Raw genomic sequence first — 20415 nt, forward strand, 5'->3', positions numbered from 1 at the left:
TTAATGTATTGATGTAAAATGTATTAATGATTTTACAGACTTGGTTCTTGAATACATTAATACTTTTTACGTTAATACAAATAAAGATAATATGAGTTTAGAAAATATAATAAGTGACGCAATAAAAACAGCCATGAGAGAAAAGGACAGAGTAGCCTTGGATTCTCTACGTGCTGTGAAGTCTCAAATTCTTCTTTTAAAAACTGAAGCCAGAGGTGCTGAAGTTTCTGCAGAACAGGAAATTGCCATTCTTCAAAGAATGATCAAGCAGCGTAAAGACTCTTTTGAACAGTTTTCTGCTCAGGGAAGACAAGATCTTGCCGAAGTAGAAGAAGCTCAAATGAAAGTAATTGAGAAGTTTTTACCAAAACAACTTTCAGCAGAAGAACTAGAAACAGAAATTAAAAACATAATTTCTGAAACCGGAGCTGAATCCCTTAAGGATTTAGGAAAGGTAATGGGAGCTGCCTCCAAGGCATTAGCCGGAAAATCTGACGGAAAAAGTATTTCCGAGATGGTTAAGAAACTCCTTTCATAATGCGGTTCGGGTTTCGGGTATCAGGATCATTCTGAACCTCGGAAACACGTATCTCATACCATAACTAAGGATATACAACCTTTGCATATCGATTTGATTAAAGAAGCCCGGGACTTTTGAGTCTCGGGCTTCATTTTTTGTGTGTATTCAAGTGCGCTATTCTGTTTTGAATAAAATTGAAAAAAAAGATAACTTATTACCCGATTTGAGTAGATAATAAGTGGCTGATTGCTTGAGGGAAAGCCTTAAATGTTTTTTTCATGGTCGTTTGTTTTTCAGAATCATTTCAAATTTAATAATTATATTTTATTATTCCTAATTTTAATTCACATTTTTATGAATATTGTTAAATTATTAATATTCAATTAATTTTATATTGACTAATCCATTGATAGTTTTTATGTATTGAACAAACGTAAAGAAATGTTTAACTTTGTAGCGATAAAAAAAAACAAAATATATGTATCCAACAGATTTAGTAATGCCTATGAAGGCTGAACTTACAGATAAAGGTTTTCAAGACTTAACATCTCCTGCACAGGTAGAAGAGGCGTTAAAGCAGACTGGAACTACATTATTGGTGATCAACTCTGTATGCGGATGTGCTGCAGGAGCTGCTAGACCAGGAGTAGTGTACTCTTTGACTGGAGACAAGAAGCCTGATCATTTAACAACTGTATTTGCAGGATTTGATACAGAAGCTGTATCCGAAGCAAGAAAACACCTTGCTCCATTTCCTCCAAGCTCTCCTTGTGTAGCGCTTTTCAAGGATGGTGAATTGGTTCACATGCTGGAAAGACACCACATCGAAGGAAACCCTGCTGGTGCCATTGCTGCAAACCTTCAGGCTGCTTACGACGAATACTGCTAAGAAATATAAGCACTCAAAAAAATAAAACCGCTACAAAATTGTAGCGGTTTTTCTATTATACCCATTGGGATTAAAGAGCATAATAGGACTAAACCAAAAGTAAGTTAGTTGTCATATGACAAAGAAAAAATGCAAAATATCAAAATCATCCATCACCATATATTTGGATTAACCTTAATTATTATTTAACTAATGCATTCTCTATCTTTTCAGAAATATTTCTTAATTAGTCAAATCAATTCTAGTAGCAATAATCCTATTTTCACCCCAGTTTCCGCCCACATTTCTGAAGTAAAAATCAGGAATATTGGAGCTTGAATTATTAGGGTTAAACATAATGTAATATCTGTTGGTTACCGTGCTCCCATTTTTTATCAGGAAATAGCCCTGTCCAGGAATAAATTTAGTAGGTGAAGCTGTTCGTGGCCCCTGAAATAACATCCCAACATATTGCGCAACCCCCATTATCTGATTTCCTGTTACTGGATCAACTGATAAGAAATCAGGAGTAAGAATTGCAGAATTAGGTCCCGGTGGATTATAGCCCGGTGTCGCAGCGCCAGGAAGCTCAGACAAAGAAAATCGGGTATAAATCCAATCATTAGCAGTTAGATAGGTTGCATTATCAGTATAACCCACTAACATTTCCGTTAGGTCAATTCTCCAAGACCCCGGAGGTAAGTCAATATAAGAACCTGTGGATAGCCAATAAGTTTGGCCTTGCCCAACAAAAGGAACATCAATCGTATTAGAGGCACTATGAACTACTCCCATTTTATATGGTACAATGGGAGCTTTCCACGTTCCCACTCCATTAGCATCTGATGTCAGCACTAGATCAATTGCCTGGTTTCCGTCAACCAGCTTAAAACCCGTAGTGGGAGAAGCTGCTGTTCCGCCTGTTTGAATCTCTAGTTTTTGCGAAGGGGTAATGGTTCCTAATCCTAGATTACCGTTGGCAAGAACAGTAACATCATTCATTTGCTGTGCAGCTGTGTGTCCTGAACCAGTGGTAGGGTTGTCTTTTGCACCATCAATATTAAAAATACCCTGCGGATTTGTTGTATCGATGCCAACAGAACCAGCTCCAGTAATTCTAACTTTTTCTGTACCATCAGTATTTAACCCTAAAGCTGATGTAGTTCCAGATGTTTCTACAATACCATATAAACCAGATGATGTTACCCCCGTACCACGAAATTGTAATGACCCAATAGTACCACCAGAAGTTGGAACAGTCTGATTCGTCAAAAAAGCCGGTGTTGTATCAGAAGTGATGCCAATATTATCTTTGCTCCCATTTCCTATACTTTCCAAATGTATTCCGTATGTTGGTGTGGAGGTACCTACCCCAAAAAAGCCGGCAGTTGTTAACCTCGCCTTTTCAGTACCATTTGTAACAATTGGCAAGTCAAAGTTATTATTGGTTCCTAAAGTTTTTAATACGGTCTCTGAATTCCCTCCAGGATACCAAGCGGTTGCAGGAGGTGTAGAACCTCCAGCTACCCCAAGCTTGATCCATTTGATCGCTGTAGCATCATAATAATAGTAACCAGGAGATGTCACATCAATTGTTTTACCAGCAGGAGTACCCGAAACTGCGCCAGTCACATACACTAAAGCTGCATTTTGGGCTGTACCATAAAGTAAGTCTTTCCCCTTAAGCACATCACCTGTCATGCGCGGAGCAATAATCCCTTCCGGTTTGGAAACTGTAGGATTTATCATGACATCCAAAGTAGAATTGGGAGTGTCTGTATTAATACCCACCTGAGAATAAGCCAATCCCGAAAAAAGGATAGCTATTAAAGATTTTTTCATAATTGCCTATGTTTTTAAAAAAAGTTAAAAAAATTAAACTGTTGAGTTTATATTGTATAAATTTTTTTATGTTATTATCAGAAACTGTGGGATCGTATTGTTGCTTTGAACAGACATCTATAAAGCCGTTTGGGAGGAGTAGAATCTACTCTTACACCCAATATTGTATTAGGTGTATTATTGGAGGGAATACTTTCAAGAGAGTAAAGGCTTCCTGATGCAAGCATTGCTAATAAATATTTTCCCATGATTTTGTTTCTAAAAAATCAATTCTTATTTTTAGTAGCCTTATAAAGACCACTTTCTGGTCAACTAATTATGATATTCTTTTAAGCAAAAAATACCTAATCAATTATTCCTTAATCATTTGTGAAGACAAAATTAGAATAGTGATTACACATATCCTATGCTGATTTCACATAACATTAAAATGATTAAAAAAAAACACAAAAAATCTGCTATAAATCTAAAAATCAACTATTTATATTATTCATTTTTTACAATCCTTTTTTTACATTTTACATTATCTGATTGCCGATAGCATAAGCAATAAATGATGATTTTAATTTCATTTTATTTAAAGAAATCCATAAAAACATTTCATGTTCCTAAAACATATTTTTAAAATTTGTTGATCCTTTATTTAAAAATCATCATTTATCATCAGGCAAATTGTGAGGTCAATTTTTATGAAAACGAGGTAAAGAAACAGAGGTCAAAGAAAGTATATCTCAAAAAATAAAAAGCGTTGAAAACAAAACTTAATAATCAGTTGCTAAACAGGACAAAGAATTCGGGCTTCACGGCTTTTTCTTGTGAGCCAATGGAAACTCCGGACAGGAAAAATCGTTTTCTAAAAGCCAATCCATTCCCGTGGCATCATGCTTTATTAAAACAAAGGATGAATTGTAATTCCGATTTTCATAACAAGAAGAAAATGAAATTTTTATTTAATTCTTTAAAAAATTTTCAGAAATTTCAAATATCATTATATTTGTTGGAATGGCAACCAAGGCACTTTTCAATACTGTGGTCAACTGGTTCATCCGTCAAAGGATAGATCAGATTCAAAATTTCATGGATCATCCCATTGAAACACAGAAAGGTATATTGTTTTCTCAACTGTTTCATGCAGAGGATACGGAATATGGTAAGCTGCATGGCTTCAATTCTGTTTCGAGTTATCAGGATTTTAAAAATAAGGTTCCTATCGTTACCTATGAAGATTTTGAGCCTTATATTGAAAGGGCACGTCAGGGGCACAAGGATGTAAGCTGGCCAGGATTGATTAAGCATTTTGCCAAATCATCGGGAACGACCAATGCTAAAAGCAAATTTATCCCTATTTCTGCCGAAAGCCTTGAATACTGTCATATGAAGGCAGGAAAGGACATGGTATCCATTTACGCCAACAACCATCCTGAAAATCAGCTTTTTAACTATAAAAACTTACGTTTAGGCGGAAGTTCTGAACTGTATGCGGATTTTAACACAAAATTTGGCGACTTATCTGCTATTTTAATTGATAATCTCCCATTTTGGGTAGAAATTACCACCACACCAAGTAAGAAAGTTTCTTTAATGGGGGAATGGGAAAGCAAACTTAAGGCTATTACCTCAGAGGTAAAAAATGAAGATGTAGGAAGTATTCTGGGGGTACCGAGCTGGATGATGGTTCTTTTACAAAGGGTATTAAAGGAGACCAATGTAGGGAGTATTTCTGAGCTGTGGCCTAATCTGGAGGTCTTTTTCCATGGTGGAATCAGTTTCAAGCCTTACAGGGAACAATACAAGCAGATCATCGGAAAAAACATCAATTACTACGAGATCTACAATGCATCTGAAGGGTTTTTCGGGATACAGGACAGATCGAATAGTGATGAAATGCTTCTGATGCTGGATTATGGAATATTCTACGAGTTTATACCGATGGATCAGTTTCATTTTTCAAATCCAAGGGTAGTAAGCCTGGAAGATGTGGAAATTGGGAAAAACTATGCCATGGTGATCACCACCAACGGCGGATTGTGGAGATACCTGATTGGGGATACCGTGGTGTTCACATCAATCAATCCTTTCAGAATAAAAATAACGGGAAGAACCAAGCATTATATCAATGCTTTTGGAGAAGAGCTCATGATTAATAACGTAGAATCTGCGTTGTCAAAGGCCTGTGAAAATACGGGTGCCAGGGTTACCGACTTTACCGGGGCTCCGGTTTTTATGAAAAACAATGAAGGTGGGGCTCACGAGTGGATCTTTGAATTCAGCCAATTTCCTGACAGTCTGGATAATTTTATTGATGCTTTTGACCAGCATTTAAAGACCATCAATTCGGATTACGAAGCAAAGAGATACAACAATATTACCCTTAAAAGACCTATTGTACATATTGCAAAAGATAATCTATTCTACCACTGGCTGGAGTCCAAAGGAAAGCTTGGAGGACAGAATAAGGTGCCAAGATTAAGCAATGACAGGGAATATATAGAACCGCTTCTGGAGCTTAATAAGTAAAACTATAACAGTCTTAATAAATCATTTTATTGAGCTAAAAAATAAAAACCCGCAGCTGAATTCAACTGCGGGTTTATTTTTTATTTGCTTAAATCTTCTTTTAATTTTTTAGCGGCATCTTCTACTTTTGCAGCTCCTTTTCTTGCTGCATCTTTTGCATCTTTCCCCGCTTCCTGGGCTCCGCTTTTAATATCTTTTCCTACTTTGTTAGCCTCTGCTTTAATGTCCTGCCCTGCCTTGTTAAGATCCTGTTTGGTTTTATCTGCAGTGGCATCAATTTTATCTTTGGCTTTCTGTGCCGCGTTGTCAATTTTATTTCCGGCCTGATCTAGCTTTTCATTTACATTTTCCTTTGCTTCATTCACTTTTGCTGAGTCAACAATGTGGGGAGATGTTTCTGAAACGGTTGTAGTGGTGGTGGTAACTGATCCGTCAGCACTTTCTACCTGCTCTGTTTTTGTTGTTGATTTTGTACAGGCAACAGTGAATATAGAAATCACTACTGCTGCAAGAATTTGTTTTTTCATATTGTATATTTTTAGGAATGTTTTTTATTCTGTTTTGGTTTCGTTTGATACAGAGGTTTCAGAAGTTTTCTTCTTCTTTTCCGCGTCTGTTTTTTTCTTTTCCTCCTCCTGTTTTAATTTATTCTCTTTTTCAAGTTCAGCTTTAAGTTTTATTTCTTCTTCCTGAGCTTTTTTAACCTGTTTTACAGAGTCTAAATATTGAGGAGATGACATTCTGATCTTACGGGCAATATCTACCGAAACGGCACCCGTTGAAAAGGAATCCACTGCGGTGGTGTCATATTGAATTTTAATTTCCGGCTCAGCATTCACATTGGAAACTTCTTTCTTGGAACATGCTGTAAGCAGAATGATAAAAATAAAAATGGCAGGCAGTAAATTTTTCATGGAACTAATTTAGTAGAAATTCTGCAATTACAGGATAATGATCCGATAATTTCACAGATTGGTCTACTTTATAACTTAAAGGAATGATTGATTTTGAGCTGAAGATATAATCAATTCTTAAAGGAACTTTATAATCATGAAAGCTGCTTGCACTACCCTTTCCAGCAGTTAAAAACGCATCCTGAAGGTCTCTTCCAAGGCTGTAATACTCATAGGAATTAGGAACAGAGTTAAAATCTCCTGCTAAAATTACAGGATAAGGTGAAAAATCAATCACCTTTCTGATTTTTTTAATCTGATCTTCATGAGCCTGAAACGTAGGAATCATACGGGAAAGAAGTGTTGAAACGTTTCCTATTCCCAGACCTTCCAGTTTTGTAAACATTGTTTTGTGCAGTCGGAACGGCTCCAGATAAACATTTACAATACGGATGATCTTTCCGTTGATATCTACATCTGCATAAAAAGAGTTTCCTCTGGAATTATCTTCAATTATCTCAGCCTGTCTTAGAATCTTATGTTTTGTTTTAAGAATAACTGAGGGATATTTTACAAGATCCTGTCTTAGGGCACGGTTGGTATCCTTTTCCTGAACCAGAATAATATCCGGGTCTTGCTCTTTAATATAGTTTTTCACCTTATCCCATCCGTAGTCACCATACTTTACATTAAAGGTTAAAACTTTGATATCACGTATTGTTTTGATGTTTTCTGTTTTGGGAGAAAAGTTAATCCATCGTCTTATGGGATTATAAAAAACCAATGTACCTAAAGCAAATGCGATTGCAATTTTTTGTTTTTTAAAAGCCCAGACTAATGTAAGAAGTAAATGTGCAAGTATCAAATACGGAAAACCAAGAGAAAGAAGATTAAGATTCCCCAAAAGATTAGGTGGAACCCATGCATTTCCCAGCGTGCATAAGAGCAAAACGGCAACGGCGATATGTATAAATAGTAATATCTGATTGGACTTCATGAAAAAAACGGTCTTGGTACGGATTTTTTTAAGCAAAAACCCTACCAAGCAGTCAAACATTAACTATTTTTATGATTATTTGTCGCTTACTGAAAATTTTGAAATGACAGGATAATGATCTGAAACACTGACAGAACGGTCAACGACGTAGGAAACAGCCTTTAATGACTTTGAAGAAAAAACATAGTCTATCCTGATTGGAAATTTGTAATCGTGAAAGCTGGTTGCACTTCCTCTTCCCGATGTTAAAAAAGCATCATCAAGCCCCTCTGATAAGTGATAATACTCATAAGAATTGGGAACAGAGTTAAAATCTCCTGCTACAACAACAGGATATGGAGAGCTTTCAATAGCACTTTTGATAAACCCGATCTGCTCCTGATGTTTTTTAAAGGTGGGGATAAGCCTTTTTACAACATCTTTTACTTTTTGTTCATTATCCTCTGTGTTTCCGTTAAGGCTTACCATTTCTCTTTCAAATTGAAACGGATGGAGGTATACATCAATAAATCTATAGACCTTCCCTTTTATTTCGATATCAACCTGAATGGCAGGAACTCTTTCTTTATCATTCGATTCTATTATTTTCTCCCCGACTACTTTATGCCTGGTAAAAACAGAAAATCCACTTAGAGGACTTACTTTTTTATATCCCTCAAAATCATAACCATCCCCCGCATCTTCCTGTAAGAGAATCACATCTGCATTCTGAGACCTAAGGTATTTTTCAACCTCCATCCGTCCCAAAATACCATTTTTAGTATTAAAAGAAATTATTTTCAGATCTCCTTCTTTCTCTTTATCGGAAGAATAATTAACCCATCTTTTTACGGGACTTATGAAGGCCAGTCCTGCAAACATGAATACAAAAGCTCTTTTTTTCCAGCTGAAAACCCAGAAAACCGTCAATATAATATAAGAAACGATCAGTATAGGAAAGCCAAGAGAAAGCAAATTAAACCACGGAAATATCTTGGGTGGAATATAGGCATTCAATAAGGTTCCCAACAATAGAAAAAGGATTCCCAAATGCAGAATTAAGAGTATGAGTCGAAAAATCTTCACAAAAATAAATTAATTGAATCTATATAAATGTTTCTTCCAGCTTCTTGCCAAAATCCATCCTACCAAAGCACCCCCAACGTGAGCCAGGTGAGCAATTCCTCCTCCGTTACCGGAAATCCCAAGGTATACTGAAACAACAATCACAATAGGCATCAGATATTTTACCTTTATTGGAATCGGAATAAACATCATCATGATTTTGGAATCAGGGTATAATGTTGCAAAGGCTGCCACTACTCCGAAGATGGCACCGGAAGCTCCAACCATAGGTGTTGCCACAATACCTTTTAAACTTTCTAATAATTCTTTCTGCTTAAGAACAGCTGCTGCATTTCCACTAAACTCTACGCTTGCACCGGAAAGATAAGCTCCTACATTGAAGCCAAGTTCCTGCAATTGATTGGAAAGCTGTTGAACTTCCACAAAGTTCCAAAGGTTAAAAAGGAAAAAAGCACCCAATCCACTTAAAAAATACATGATCAGATATCTTCTGTCACCCAATGTTTGTTCAAGAACAGGACCAAAACTATAGAGAGTCAGCATATTAAACAAAATGTGCATAATGCTTCCGTGCATAAACATATGGGTAATGATCTGCCATGAATGGAAAAAAGGAGAAAACGGATAAAAACCGGCCAGATAGCCGATAATCTGATTTCCCATTAAAGAGGTTACAATAAATACGATCACATTGATAATGATAATATTTCTTGTAATTGGTGGTATATTGTTAAACATATTTTTTAAAATTTGTTTTTAAAATCATTAAATGGAACCTCGTAGAAGCATCTTTTCCCATCCGGTAAAAACTCCGGGAAACCTAATGCTGTAAAATCCTTGATGACTTGTTCCGCATCTTTTTTATAGATAAAATCAAACCTTGACTTAGACTGCATCTTGCTCCATTGGTTATGGTAATACTCCATAAACTCGTCTTCTGTTTTGTATTCCAGAATTTCAAAAAGGTTCTCAAGAAACTTCATAGCTTGGGTCTCTTTTAATCCTTCAGGAAGAGAATCTATTCTTAGTACACTTTCATGAGCAATTTTCATGTCAAACCCAAGTTCCGGAAGATATTTTTTGATAGATTCATATTTATTTTTCTCTATCTCATTCATGTGGTACTCTAAAGAAAACAGGAGCGCATGGCTGTTTGTATTTGATTTTCTGGTTGATTTATTGTTTTCAGAAACCAATAACCTGTGCATTCTTCCAAGATCCAGCATGAGCGTCATATCTCCTTTATTGAAAAGCCAATATCCGTTGGGAAGTCTCATCAGGTCTTCGTCAAAATCCTCATCTTCAAACAAATTGATTTTTGAAGGTTCTGCAGTAATATTCTGATGATACATTTCCGTAAGATTCTGAATTTCTTCGGGGCGTACATTTTTTTCTTCCAAAAATGGATTGTAGTCTCTGTCTACAATAATCTCAGGCATCTTTATAACTCCGCTTCCACCACCATTTCCCTTACTGGGAATAGGTTTGTTCATCATTTCATCCAATTCTGGATCTCTATCGAAATCAAGGCTTGGGGAAACATTATAAATTCCTAAAGATCTTTTAATGGTAGATCTGAGTAATGCAAAAATAAGATGTTCGTCCTCAAATTTCACTTCTGTTTTCTGTGGATGAATATTGACGTCAATTTTTTCAGGATCAAGTTCCAGAAAAAGAAAGAATGACGGAACATATCCTGGTAAAAGAAGACCTTCAAATGCTTCCTGCACTGCTTTGTTGAAATATGGACTTCTAAAATACCTTCCATTTACAAAAAGAAACTGTTCACCTCTGGCTTTTTTTGATCCCTCAGGTTTAGCAACAAATCCGTGAAGCTTACACCAGATAATATCTTCTTTTATGGGAATCAAAAGAGGTTGCAGCTTTCTTCCAAAGACATCCACAATACGCTGCATCTGGCTTCCTTTTCTTAGCCTAAAAACAGGTTCATCATCATGAAACAGAGAGAATTCTAGTCCCTCATGTGCCAATGCAACACGTTGAAATTCATCAATTACGTGTCTGAATTCAATATTATTATTTTTAAGGAATTTTCTTCTTGCAGGAACATTATAGAAAAGGTTCTTTACCAGAAAGTTTGATCCTTCTGCCGTCTGAACCGGGTCCTGAAACTGGAAAACACCTCCTTCAATGTAAATATTGGTTCCAATAGAGGCCTCTTTCTGCTTTGTTCTCAGTTCAACCTGAGAAACCGCTGCAATTGAAGCCAACGCTTCTCCACGGAATCCTTTGGTTGCAATCTTAAAGATATCTTCTGTTCCTCTGATCTTGGACGTAGCATGTCTTTCAAACGCCAGTCTGGCATCTGTTTCGGACATCCCTTTTCCATCGTCCACCACCTGTATGAGGTTTTTCCCGGAATCTCTGATGATCAGTTCAATTTTCGTTGCATCTGCATCTATAGCGTTTTCCAAAAGTTCTTTTACGATGGACGCAGGTCTCTGCACCACCTCACCCGCTGCAATTTGGTTCGCTACATGATCCGGTAAAAGCTGAATAATATCTGACATAAAAACGTAAATCAACTTACAAAAATAGTCAATGAAAATGGGAATTAAAACATTAAAACCGTGAATTAATATTTAATTATCAACATTTCAACAATACAGCTTTTTACAAATCCCGTTCCAAACCGTCTATTGCGGTTCTTTTTCAAATAGAACAACCCCCTATTGCTTTATTCCAATAGAGGGTTGATTCACAGCTAGTTTATACAAAAAATAATAGTGAAATTTACTTCACCCGATATTTAGTCTTCAAAGGCGAGTTTCCTCTTTTCCTCTTTTTTAGGGATTCCATGGATTTTTTCGTACAGATAGGCTAAAAGGTTAGGCTTTCTGTAAATCCTGTTATATCTGTACTTTGTGTTAAAGTGTCGTACATGAATTTTATAAGCATCATATCCGATAACAATCAGAAGACATACACTGATTACATAGAACACTCTGAATTCCAGGTAATAGTACGTTAATCCTGAGAAAACAGCACCTAAAACATAGGCAAGCATAATGCTCAGCAATAATTTAGCTCTTCCAATCAGTTCTCCGTTTCTTCTGTATTTCTTTTGGGTAAACATGGAGACCAGAATTCCCAGGTCGGTTGTTGTTCCGGTAAGGTGGGTTGTTTTAACGGAGAAGTTCGAGATACTTGCCGTTAAACCATTCTGTAGTCCTGTTGCAAAAAGCATCAGAGCGACCAGATATTCTGTTTCTTCCAGTGTTTTCTGGTAATAAAACTGTCCATACACTCCTACAAAGAGCAGACATATTATTTCCAGTACAATCGGCATGGAGTGGGCAAAGTATTTACTTTTCTTATTAAAGTTAATGACTATAAAGTTGGATAGGAAACTTCCGAAGAAGAATAAGAAAATCCATCCTCCAACTACTGCCACTTGTGTCCAGTTGCCTTTACTTATTTCTGCTGCTAAAATAGCGTAGTGTCCTGTTACATTGGACGTAAAAGAAAGAAATATGAGTAGGGATGCTATATTTATAGTACCTGCTGTAAATGCAGTCAGCGTCCCCAACCTGATATTGTCTCCCAGTGTCCTGCTGTTACTATAATTTCTTAACATTGTTTTACTTTTTAAATTGTTTTTGTGTTTTTTAAACCTCCACAAAGATCTCGGCCAGTCTTCCTCTTTCCGGAAGTCTTTCTCTTACCCCAACTGCTATTTCTTGGGATTGCAGATCTTTGCATTTTTTGATGTAGGGAATAATATCAAACTTCCCTTTACCTTTGCTTTTGATGGATGAAGAATAGTAAGCTTCCTCAATATTTTCAGCTTTCACATACTGATTGAATGTTCTCTGAAAGCTTCCAGTGAATACATCACAAATGATTTTATTAACCAGATGAGGATATTTATTCTTTATGATCCCGAAGGCATCACAGAACTCCGCAGGTCTTATCTTATTGAAGATTGTTGTTTTGGTATTGAATAAAAGGTCCCTGATAGAATCTCCAGAATCATATCCTGAGGTTAAAAGAATATTATATTGGTTCTGATCCTCGGATGCATCTTTTTCCTTTAGTACTTTTTTCAATATGTTTAATGACTCAAGAGAGTAATCTGTAGCAATTAAAATTGTTTTAGCCATGTTCTTATTATTTTGTTTTGTGTTGATCTTTTTTGATGATACAAAACTAAAGTGGCCAAATTAGAAGTTCTTTGGAACGGAATTAAAATGTGATTAAAGAGATTAAAATGAGATTAGAAAATTGTTAATGGGAATTAATATGGGCAAAGTTATAGAATGGAAAAATCGCAAAAAGCAAATTCTACTCTTTGTATCAGGTGTTTTCCCTTTGTGTGCTATAGAAGTTTGGAAAACGCATTTGTACAGTTGTTCCTTGGTTCTCATGAGAACTTACCAGCAACTCTCCGTGATGCATACGTACAATGTTTCTTGCCAATGGAAGTCCAATTCCGTAGCCTTCGTAGTTATTGGTATTGGATGCCCTGAAGAAAGGGTCATAGATTTTGTTCATTTCCTCCTGAGGAATTCCGATACCATTGTCCTTAACAATAATGTAGACATCCGTATCTGTTGCTCCGAGAGAAACTTTTACCTGCTGGAAATTGGAATACTTACAACCATTACTGATAATATTGGCCACAGCAAGGTGTAGAAGTTGCTCATTTCCTTGTACTTTTAGTTTTTTCGGATTATCGGGAAGCATACTGATATCCAAATAGATATTATTTCTGGAATCTATTTTTCTCAGGGTCTCAATAACATCCCAAAGCAGTTGATCTATTCTTACCTTATCCATTTTCTGGATTTTGCCATCAAAACCGGTTTGGGCAATCATTAATAAGGCTTTGATTTTTTTATCAAGCTTTTCGGCTTCATCCAGAATGATTTCCAGAGTTTCCTTGTATTCTTCAGTCGTTCTGCTGATGGAAAGGGCAACGTCTGCTTCACCCATAATGGAAGTTAGAGGCGTTCTCAATTCATGCGAAACGTTTCCAATCAGGTGATTTTGAGTTTCAAAAGAGGTTTCAATCCTGTTCAGCATACCATTAAAGGTATCTACAAGCTCGTTTAGTTCCTTATTATCCGGTTGTGGTTCTAGCCGCAGGTGAAGATTTTCGGAGCTTATTTCCTTAACCTTTCCGGTAATCTTTAAGATGGGCCTAAATAATGTCTTCGAGAGATAAAAAGAAAATATCATACTGAAGAATAGTGAAAGGACAATACAGGTAAGCAGTGTTCTTTTCAGGAATCCAAGATAATAGATTACGTAGTGGTTCTTGGCAGAAGCAATGGCGATATAATCTTTGTCATCATACCTAAAGCTTTGACCAATATAGTAGAATTCTTTATCGTTATAATTATCCTCTCCTTTTCTGATAATATTTTTGAAAAAATAATCCGGAATATGAACTTCCTGAGAGATTTTTTTGAAATTAGAGTCTGAAGGAACCGCAAACACATAGTCTTTTTCCATAGGTAACTCTTCGTCATTCAGGCTATTGAGAATATAGTTTTCAGGAAGATCAAGATGATCCTTACTTTTTTCAATTTGAACAATGGTCGCTGTACGAATCTTTAGCAGTTCGTAAAATCTTTGATGTGAAAAATTAACAATTGAAAAGTAAACCAAACCACTGAACAGCAAAATAATGGCGGTAAAAACCAACATTAAAAGCACCATCGTTTTGGTCTGATTTGTAATCACTCTGTTAAACATTCATTACGCTTTTTTCAAGACATAACCCATTCCTATTACCGTATGGATCAATTTGTTATCATCCTGACTATCTAGTTTTTTTCTTAAGTAGTTCACATACACATCTACCACATTGGTTCCCAGTTCATAGTTTACACCCCATACAGCATCCAGAATTTCGGCTCTGGAAATCACTTTTTCAGGGTTATTAAGGAAGTACAGCAACAGTTTATATTCTGTAGAAGTAAGTGTGATTTCTTCTCCGCTGCGGGTCACTTTTTTGGTATAATCATTTACTGTAAGATCAGAAAACTGAAATACATGTTCATTATCTGGCTCCGGTTCAGTAATTTCCTGTGGACCATTGTTGTTGCTTCTTCTTAAAAGAGATTTTACGCGGGCAACCAGTTCAATAAATTTAAATGGCTTTACCAGATAATCATCGCCTCCACTTTCCAGACCAAGAACAATATTTTCTGAAGTTCCCAAGGCAGTTAAAAATAAAATAGGAACACTCTGATTTGTTTTTCTGATTTCCTTACAAACATCCAGCCCGTTCATTTCAGGCAGCATAATATCCAAAATTACCAAATCAAAGTCGTTTGCTTGTACCAATTGTACACCAGTTCGCCCGTCAAAAGCTACAGAAATTTCATATCCGTTTTCCTGCAGTCCTTTTTTAATAAAAGAAACTACGCTGGTTTCGTCTTCGATAAGAATAATTTTTTTCATGAAATGAAATAAGGAGTTTTACAAAAATAAGGAAATTTTATTGGGAAAGCGAAAAGCCACTTACCCAAATCTGTGATTTTACCACTTTGTATTTTAATTTTGAACCTCAACAATAATTTTAAATGAATTGATCCTGCACACCATACAACCTATATAGAATAGTATTACCTTTGTCTTTCATATAATGACGAAAATAATTTAGGTTAAATTGAATACAGCATGAATGACTTTTTAATAGGTATCGGTAAGAGATTAAAGGATATTAGAAAAAAGAATAATTTAACCATTAATGAACTGGCTTTCAAAGCCAATGTAAGTAACGGGCTTGTTTCCCGTATCGAAAATGGCAGAACCATTCCCTCTCTTCCCGTTTTACTTGATCTTATTCAGTCTCTGGAAATTGACGCAAGTTATTTCTTTGAAGGGGTAGAGAAAAAGTCCCATGCAAAATTCATTTATGTTCCCAAGGAAAACCAACAGCTTATAGAAAAAGAAGTGGAAGCTGAGGGTTTCAAGTATATGCACATCTTCAGTAAAAGTCTTCATTCTTTAGGTTTTGAAGCCGTACTACTTACTCTTGAACCCAACTCAAAAAGAGAAAAGGTTATCACAGATGCCTGGGAGTTTAAATATATATTGAAAGGAGAAGTGAAATACATTATTGATAATGAAGAAATCATCTTAAAAGAGGGAGATTCTCTTTATTTCAACGGAAAGTTCCCGCACGTTCCTGTGAGCATCAGCAATGAAAGCTGCGTAATGCTTGTTCTTTACTTCTACACAGCATAAATTCCCCATACAGTCTGTTTATTTTTATATTTTATTTTCTAAAAAGTTTACTATTTGTAAACTTTTGAATTTCCCATTATGGTTAAAATTAACGCTATGTTAATGGCAAACTTCCTTTTTATATAAAAAATTCAAATAATAACTGTCTCTCAAAATTACTTTATAATCCCCTTAAACAAAGGCTTTTTTGACAACAAGAAGCTTCTTACCTCTATTTTTTGACCTATTTTCAGGATAAGAAATGAGTAACAAATCCCTGTAATTTATTAAACAATACTTAACACGAAATATTTATATATATTAAAATTATTAGCTTGTTTTGCATAAAAAATTTAATATATGTAAAAATGAAAACAAATTTAGAGAAATTACTTACCCTTGTTTTTGTCTGTTTTATTATTCTTGTTTCAGCACAAAAGCAGTTAATTATAGGAACTGTTCTTGACGACAGCCAGCCCCTTCCCGGTGCAACCGTTAAAATAAAAGGCTTATCTAAGAGTATAACCACAGATATTGACGGAAAATTTACAATCAATGATATTGTGGAGGGGCAATACAGTCTACAGATCAGCTACATTGGCTATGAATCTTCAGAAGTCAATATTGATTTAAAAACCGGAGCCACTATAGATGTGGGAATAATAAAATTATCACAACCAAGAAAAAACCTTGATGAAGTGGTAGTAACCGGAACCTTAAAAAATACAGAGGCAAGAGCCCTGAACCTACAAAAAAACGCCATCAATATTACCAACGTTATAGCATCAGATGGTATAGGAAAGCTTCCGGACAGAAATGCAGCTGAAACGGTACAGCGTGTACAAGGGGTTTCCATTGAAAGAGATCAGGGCGAAGGAAGGTTTGTTTCTTTAAGAGGGCTCCCTCCTTTCTGGGCTTCCACCACAATTAACGGAAACAGGCTACCAACCGCTGAAGAAGAAACAACATCCAGAGCTACAGCTTTTGATTTCTTCCCTACAGAACTGATTTCCTATGTTCATGTAAACAAATCTTTTACGCCTGATATGGAGGCGGACGGAATTGGTGGCGGTGTCAACTTTATTACCAAGACACCACCCATGAAAACAGAGTTTAAAGCCACATTAGGAAGTGGTTACAATGCCAAGTCAGATAAAGGAGTTTACAATCTTGGCTTCTTGTATGGCGGAAGAACAAAGGATAAAAAATTCGGGTATCTTTTTAATTTTGCTCATTTCATCAGAAACTGGTCTACCGATAACTTCGAGGCAAGAAGAAGTGGTGATGAAGGTGTTTTCAGGTTAGAACTTCGTGATTATAACGGAGTTCGAAAGACAACAGGTATTAACGCAGCTTTTGAATATGTACTTTCTCCAAAAAACACCCTCTATCTGAAAGGAATGTATGGAACTCTTTCTGATGATGAAACCCACTACAAGCACCGAATCAGATTCGATAAATTCAGTTCTGCCAATAATACGGCGAGAGTAGAACTTCAAAATATCCACAACTTACTGATCACAGAACTTACTTCCGTTTCATTGGGTGGTATTCACAGTTTAAGTAAGGGAAAAATTGACTGGGATCTTTCTTATTATGACAATCAGTTCAAGTATGGAAATATTCCTGATAAGCAGAATAGCTCTTATTATGTAATTAAATACACCCAATCAGGAGTGGGAATTAACCCTGATTACATATCCGATCATGGAAATGGCCCAAGAGCCTACTGGAAAGCAGATGGTGGGAAATTAGATTATAAAAATCCGGATGCTTTATTTGGGTTCTACAGTGATCCTAATTTCAAAATGGATGCTTCTAAAATGAGGTTTACAGATCTTGAATTCTATAAAGTCTTTGTAGAGGAAAAAGATAAAATCGTTGCCGCATTTAACCATGAAATCAATGCTTCCGACAGGCTTACCTTAAAATACGGGTTAAAGTACAGAGACAAAGAACGTAATGCAAGGTTTTCCGATATTTTCTATAACTGGAGCAACGGAACAGCTCCTCTTTTATCCGATTATGCTCAGTATGTTACAACACAAGCAAACGGACCCAAGTATTTAAGCGAAATGAACGCTCATATCGGGAACTCTTTTGGGCCGGTACTGTCTACTTCCGGAATGGATCAGTTCTGGTATCAAAACCAAGGAAATCTAAAGATTAATACTGCTGATTCTGAAGCATTAGAATACAATAAGGCATTAGGAAGAAACTTTGATGTTTTTGAAAAACATGCCGATGCATATGGAATGGCAACCTATAAACTGAATGATAAGATCACTTTTTTAGGAGGAATCAGATTATCCAATACCAATACAAAAGTAAAGGGATATAACGTCATTGATGATGTTCTTACTCCCGTTGAACACACCAAAAATTATCTTGCCGTTTTACCAATGCTTCATTTAAAATATACATTAAATGATAAAGCCAACCTTCGATTTGCTGCTACAAGAACGTTTTCAAGGCCTAATTTCGGAGATCTGACCCCTGGGGGAACTTATATTGAAGCAGATAATGAATTCAAAGGCGGAAACCCGGACCTTAATCCAACGTATTCTTTAAACTTTGACCTGATGGGAGAATATTATTTCTCAAATGTAGGGATTCTGAGTGGTGGAGTTTTCTATAAATCCATTACAGATCCAATCTTTCAGGATTCATTCACCGGAAGCTATAATGGGATGAACGGGGTACAATTTTCTGCTCCCAATAACGGAAAAGCAGCATGGCTGGGCGGAATAGAATTAGGCATCAACAAAAGGTTCGACTTTCTGCCAGGTTTTCTTAAATATTTCGGGGCACAGGTGAATGCCACTTTTATGACTTCAGAAATGGAAAAACCAAGCGGAAGAAAAGTAAAACTTCCCTACCAAGCCAAGGAATTGTATAACGTACAGCTATTCTTTGAGAAAAAAGGTTTCAATGCAAGACTTGCCTACAACTATAAAGGAAAGTATGCTGTGGAGTATGCAGAGGATGATATTAATGATTCCTATTACGGAAAATACAGTAATCTGGACTTTGGAGGATCTTACCAGTTTACCAAGTTCCTGACGCTATACGCAGATGTTAACAATATTCTGAACAAACCTTTGATCTATCACTTCGGTAAAAACGAAGACCGTCCTGAACAGGTGGAATACTATGGAGTAAGATTTAATCTTGGAATAAAACTGAACTTCTAAAACACAACAATGGCCAAAACCATCAATAAAAAAACAATAGTAACGCTGAAAGCCGCATTTGCCGCTTTCGGTGTTTACTTCTGCATGTATGGATTTCGAAAGCCTTTTACTGTAGCCTCCTTTGAGGGTCTTTCTTATTGGGGCGTTGATTATAAAATATTAATTATCATCGCTCAGGCAGTGGGTTATTTTATTTCCAAATTCATCGGGATCAAATTCATTTCAGAATTAAGGCCTACAAAAAGAATTGGGTATCTGTTTACGTTCATTGCTGTGGCTGAAATTGCTCTGCTAGGCTTTGCGGTAGTTCCTGCTCCTTACAACATTCTCTTTATGTTCATCAATGGTATTCCGTTGGGAATGATCTGGGGAATTGTTTTTTCATACATTGAAGGGCGCAAAACAACTGAAATTATCGGGCTATTCTTATGTTCAAGCTTTGTGGTTTCTTCAGGATTTACCAAATCTGTAGGGAAGTTTTTAATGGATACATTTTCTATTTCCGAATTCTGGATGCCTTTTTCTGCCGGCCTGATCTTTATTGTTCCCCTGATTATTTTCGGGATGTTTTTGGAAAGAATTCCACAGCCTACGGAAGAAGATATTTTGCTTAAAAGTAAAAGGGAACCTCTGAACGGAAAAGGGCGGAAAGAACTTATTTATCGGTTTTTTGTTCCTATTGTATGCATCATTTTCCTTTATATCTGCCTAACGGTTTTAAGAGATTTCAGGGATAATTTTAGCCGGGAGATCTGGGATGGGCTGAATTTCACTTTTGACAGTTCTATCTTTACCTTAACGGAGATTCCAATTGCAGCCATGGTACTTTTAATCCTAAGTTTCATGGTAAGGGTCAAAAACAATAAAAGGGCATTTGCTTATTATCACTATATCCTTTTTGCAGGGATTCTTACGGTTGGTCTTTCTACCTACCTGTTTCAGCAAAGCTCTTTATCTCCTTTTCTGTGGATGACGATTTCGGGTTTTGGAATGTATCTCTGTTATATTCCTTTTAACGGAATTTACTTTGACAGAATGATTGCCGCCTTTGATATTAAGGGTAATGTAGGGTTTCTTATTTATATTGTGGACTCCTTTGGGTATCTTGGAAGTGTTTTAATCCTATTGTATAAAAACTTTGGCTCTGCTCAGACTTCATGGCTTAGCTTTTATATTACCTTAAACTACATCATAACATTCTCTGTTTTAATTCTTTCGGTCATTGCATTTCTTTCTTTCAGAAAAAAGTCAAAACCGAAATCAAACTCTAATCAATTCATCAATTTCGATACTTCGAAAATCTTATAAATTATAGTACA

The 20415-nt window shown here is 36.2% G+C and carries 18 protein-coding genes; 6 read left to right on the forward strand and 12 right to left on the reverse strand.

Translation table 11 applies throughout. The annotated features are described in order from the left end of the window. The first annotated feature begins 91 nt into the window (after positions 1-91). Positions 92-538, forward strand: coding sequence for a GatB/YqeY domain-containing protein (locus C7D53_RS17615; protein ID WP_106917726.1), 447 nt, complete (start codon positions 92-94; stop codon positions 536-538). A 460-nt stretch (positions 539-998) separates the two neighbouring features. Next, entirely contained in the window at positions 999-1409 is a 411-nt protein-coding gene (locus C7D53_RS17620) for a BrxA/BrxB family bacilliredoxin (RefSeq protein WP_106917727.1), read from the forward strand. Between the two features lie 222 nt (positions 1410-1631). Here C7D53_RS17620 and C7D53_RS17625 read toward each other — a convergent pair whose 3' ends face one another. Together C7D53_RS17625 and C7D53_RS21025 are read right to left on the reverse strand one after the other, a co-directional pair. After that, positions 1632-3230 carry a hypothetical protein gene (locus C7D53_RS17625; RefSeq protein ID WP_106917728.1) on the reverse strand — a complete coding sequence of 533 codons (1599 nt, stop codon included), beginning with the start codon at positions 3228-3230 and terminating at the stop codon, positions 1632-1634. Between the two features lie 77 nt (positions 3231-3307). Further along, the gene (locus tag C7D53_RS21025; protein ID WP_162926216.1) at positions 3308-3478 is read right to left on the reverse strand and encodes a hypothetical protein; all 171 of its coding nucleotides are present in this window, start codon (positions 3476-3478) and stop codon (positions 3308-3310) included. A gap of 754 nt (positions 3479-4232) precedes the next feature. Between C7D53_RS21025 and C7D53_RS17630 the strand changes: the two genes are divergently transcribed. Beyond that, positions 4233-5747 carry a GH3 auxin-responsive promoter family protein gene (locus tag C7D53_RS17630; protein ID WP_106917729.1) on the forward strand — a complete coding sequence of 505 codons (1515 nt, stop codon included), beginning with the start codon at positions 4233-4235 and terminating at the stop codon, positions 5745-5747. 80 nt (positions 5748-5827) lie between these two features. Here the strand turns inward: C7D53_RS17630 and C7D53_RS17635 are convergent, their stop codons facing one another. The 10 genes from C7D53_RS17635 to C7D53_RS17680 form a co-directional block, all read right to left on the reverse strand. Beyond that, the gene (locus C7D53_RS17635; protein WP_106917730.1) at positions 5828-6274 is read right to left on the reverse strand and encodes a hypothetical protein; all 447 of its coding nucleotides are present in this window, start codon (positions 6272-6274) and stop codon (positions 5828-5830) included. Positions 6275-6298: 24 nt separating this feature from the next. Then, a complete protein-coding gene (locus C7D53_RS17640) occupies positions 6299-6661 on the reverse strand; it encodes a hypothetical protein (protein ID WP_106917731.1) in 363 nt (120 codons plus the stop codon). Between the two features lie 4 nt (positions 6662-6665). Further along, a complete protein-coding gene (locus tag C7D53_RS17645) occupies positions 6666-7697 on the reverse strand; it encodes an endonuclease/exonuclease/phosphatase family protein (RefSeq protein WP_228422416.1) in 1032 nt (343 codons plus the stop codon). A 15-nt stretch (positions 7698-7712) separates the two neighbouring features. Next, entirely contained in the window at positions 7713-8702 is a 990-nt protein-coding gene (locus C7D53_RS17650; protein ID WP_228422418.1) for an endonuclease/exonuclease/phosphatase family protein, read from the reverse strand. A 9-nt stretch (positions 8703-8711) separates the two neighbouring features. Further along, positions 8712-9440, reverse strand: a complete 729-nt coding sequence (locus C7D53_RS17655) for a rhomboid family intramembrane serine protease (RefSeq protein ID WP_106917732.1) — start codon at positions 9438-9440, stop codon at positions 8712-8714. Between the two features lie 5 nt (positions 9441-9445). Beyond that, the gene (gene mutL / locus C7D53_RS17660) at positions 9446-11233 is read right to left on the reverse strand and encodes a DNA mismatch repair endonuclease MutL (RefSeq protein ID WP_106917733.1); all 1788 of its coding nucleotides are present in this window, start codon (positions 11231-11233) and stop codon (positions 9446-9448) included. A 239-nt stretch (positions 11234-11472) separates the two neighbouring features. Beyond that, positions 11473-12300 (reverse strand): YoaK family protein, encoded by an 828-nt coding sequence (locus C7D53_RS17665; RefSeq protein WP_106917734.1) that lies wholly within the window; start codon positions 12298-12300, stop codon positions 11473-11475. A 31-nt stretch (positions 12301-12331) separates the two neighbouring features. Beyond that, positions 12332-12826: a hypothetical protein gene (locus C7D53_RS17670; protein WP_106917735.1), complete on the reverse strand. Its 495-nt coding sequence runs from the start codon at positions 12824-12826 to the stop codon at positions 12332-12334. 193 nt (positions 12827-13019) lie between these two features. Beyond that, positions 13020-14423: a sensor histidine kinase gene (locus C7D53_RS17675; protein WP_106917736.1), complete on the reverse strand. Its 1404-nt coding sequence runs from the start codon at positions 14421-14423 to the stop codon at positions 13020-13022. Between the two features lie 3 nt (positions 14424-14426). Beyond that, positions 14427-15134: a response regulator transcription factor gene (locus C7D53_RS17680; protein WP_106917737.1), complete on the reverse strand. Its 708-nt coding sequence runs from the start codon at positions 15132-15134 to the stop codon at positions 14427-14429. A gap of 219 nt (positions 15135-15353) precedes the next feature. On the opposite strand from C7D53_RS17680, the gene C7D53_RS17685 reads away from it, so the two are divergent. From C7D53_RS17685 to C7D53_RS17695, 3 genes are all read left to right on the forward strand, one after another. After that, complete coding sequence (locus tag C7D53_RS17685) at positions 15354-15923, forward strand: helix-turn-helix domain-containing protein (protein WP_106917738.1); 570 nt, start codon at positions 15354-15356, stop codon at positions 15921-15923. 347 nt (positions 15924-16270) lie between these two features. Further along, positions 16271-19096 carry a TonB-dependent receptor gene (locus tag C7D53_RS17690; RefSeq protein WP_106917739.1) on the forward strand — a complete coding sequence of 942 codons (2826 nt, stop codon included), beginning with the start codon at positions 16271-16273 and terminating at the stop codon, positions 19094-19096. Positions 19097-19105: 9 nt separating this feature from the next. Beyond that, positions 19106-20404: a DUF5690 family protein gene (locus C7D53_RS17695; protein ID WP_106917740.1), complete on the forward strand. Its 1299-nt coding sequence runs from the start codon at positions 19106-19108 to the stop codon at positions 20402-20404. Positions 20405-20415: the final 11 nt, after the last annotated feature.

Source organism: Chryseobacterium aurantiacum, assembly GCF_003020585.1.
GTDB lineage: Bacteria > Bacteroidota > Bacteroidia > Flavobacteriales > Weeksellaceae > Chryseobacterium > Chryseobacterium aurantiacum.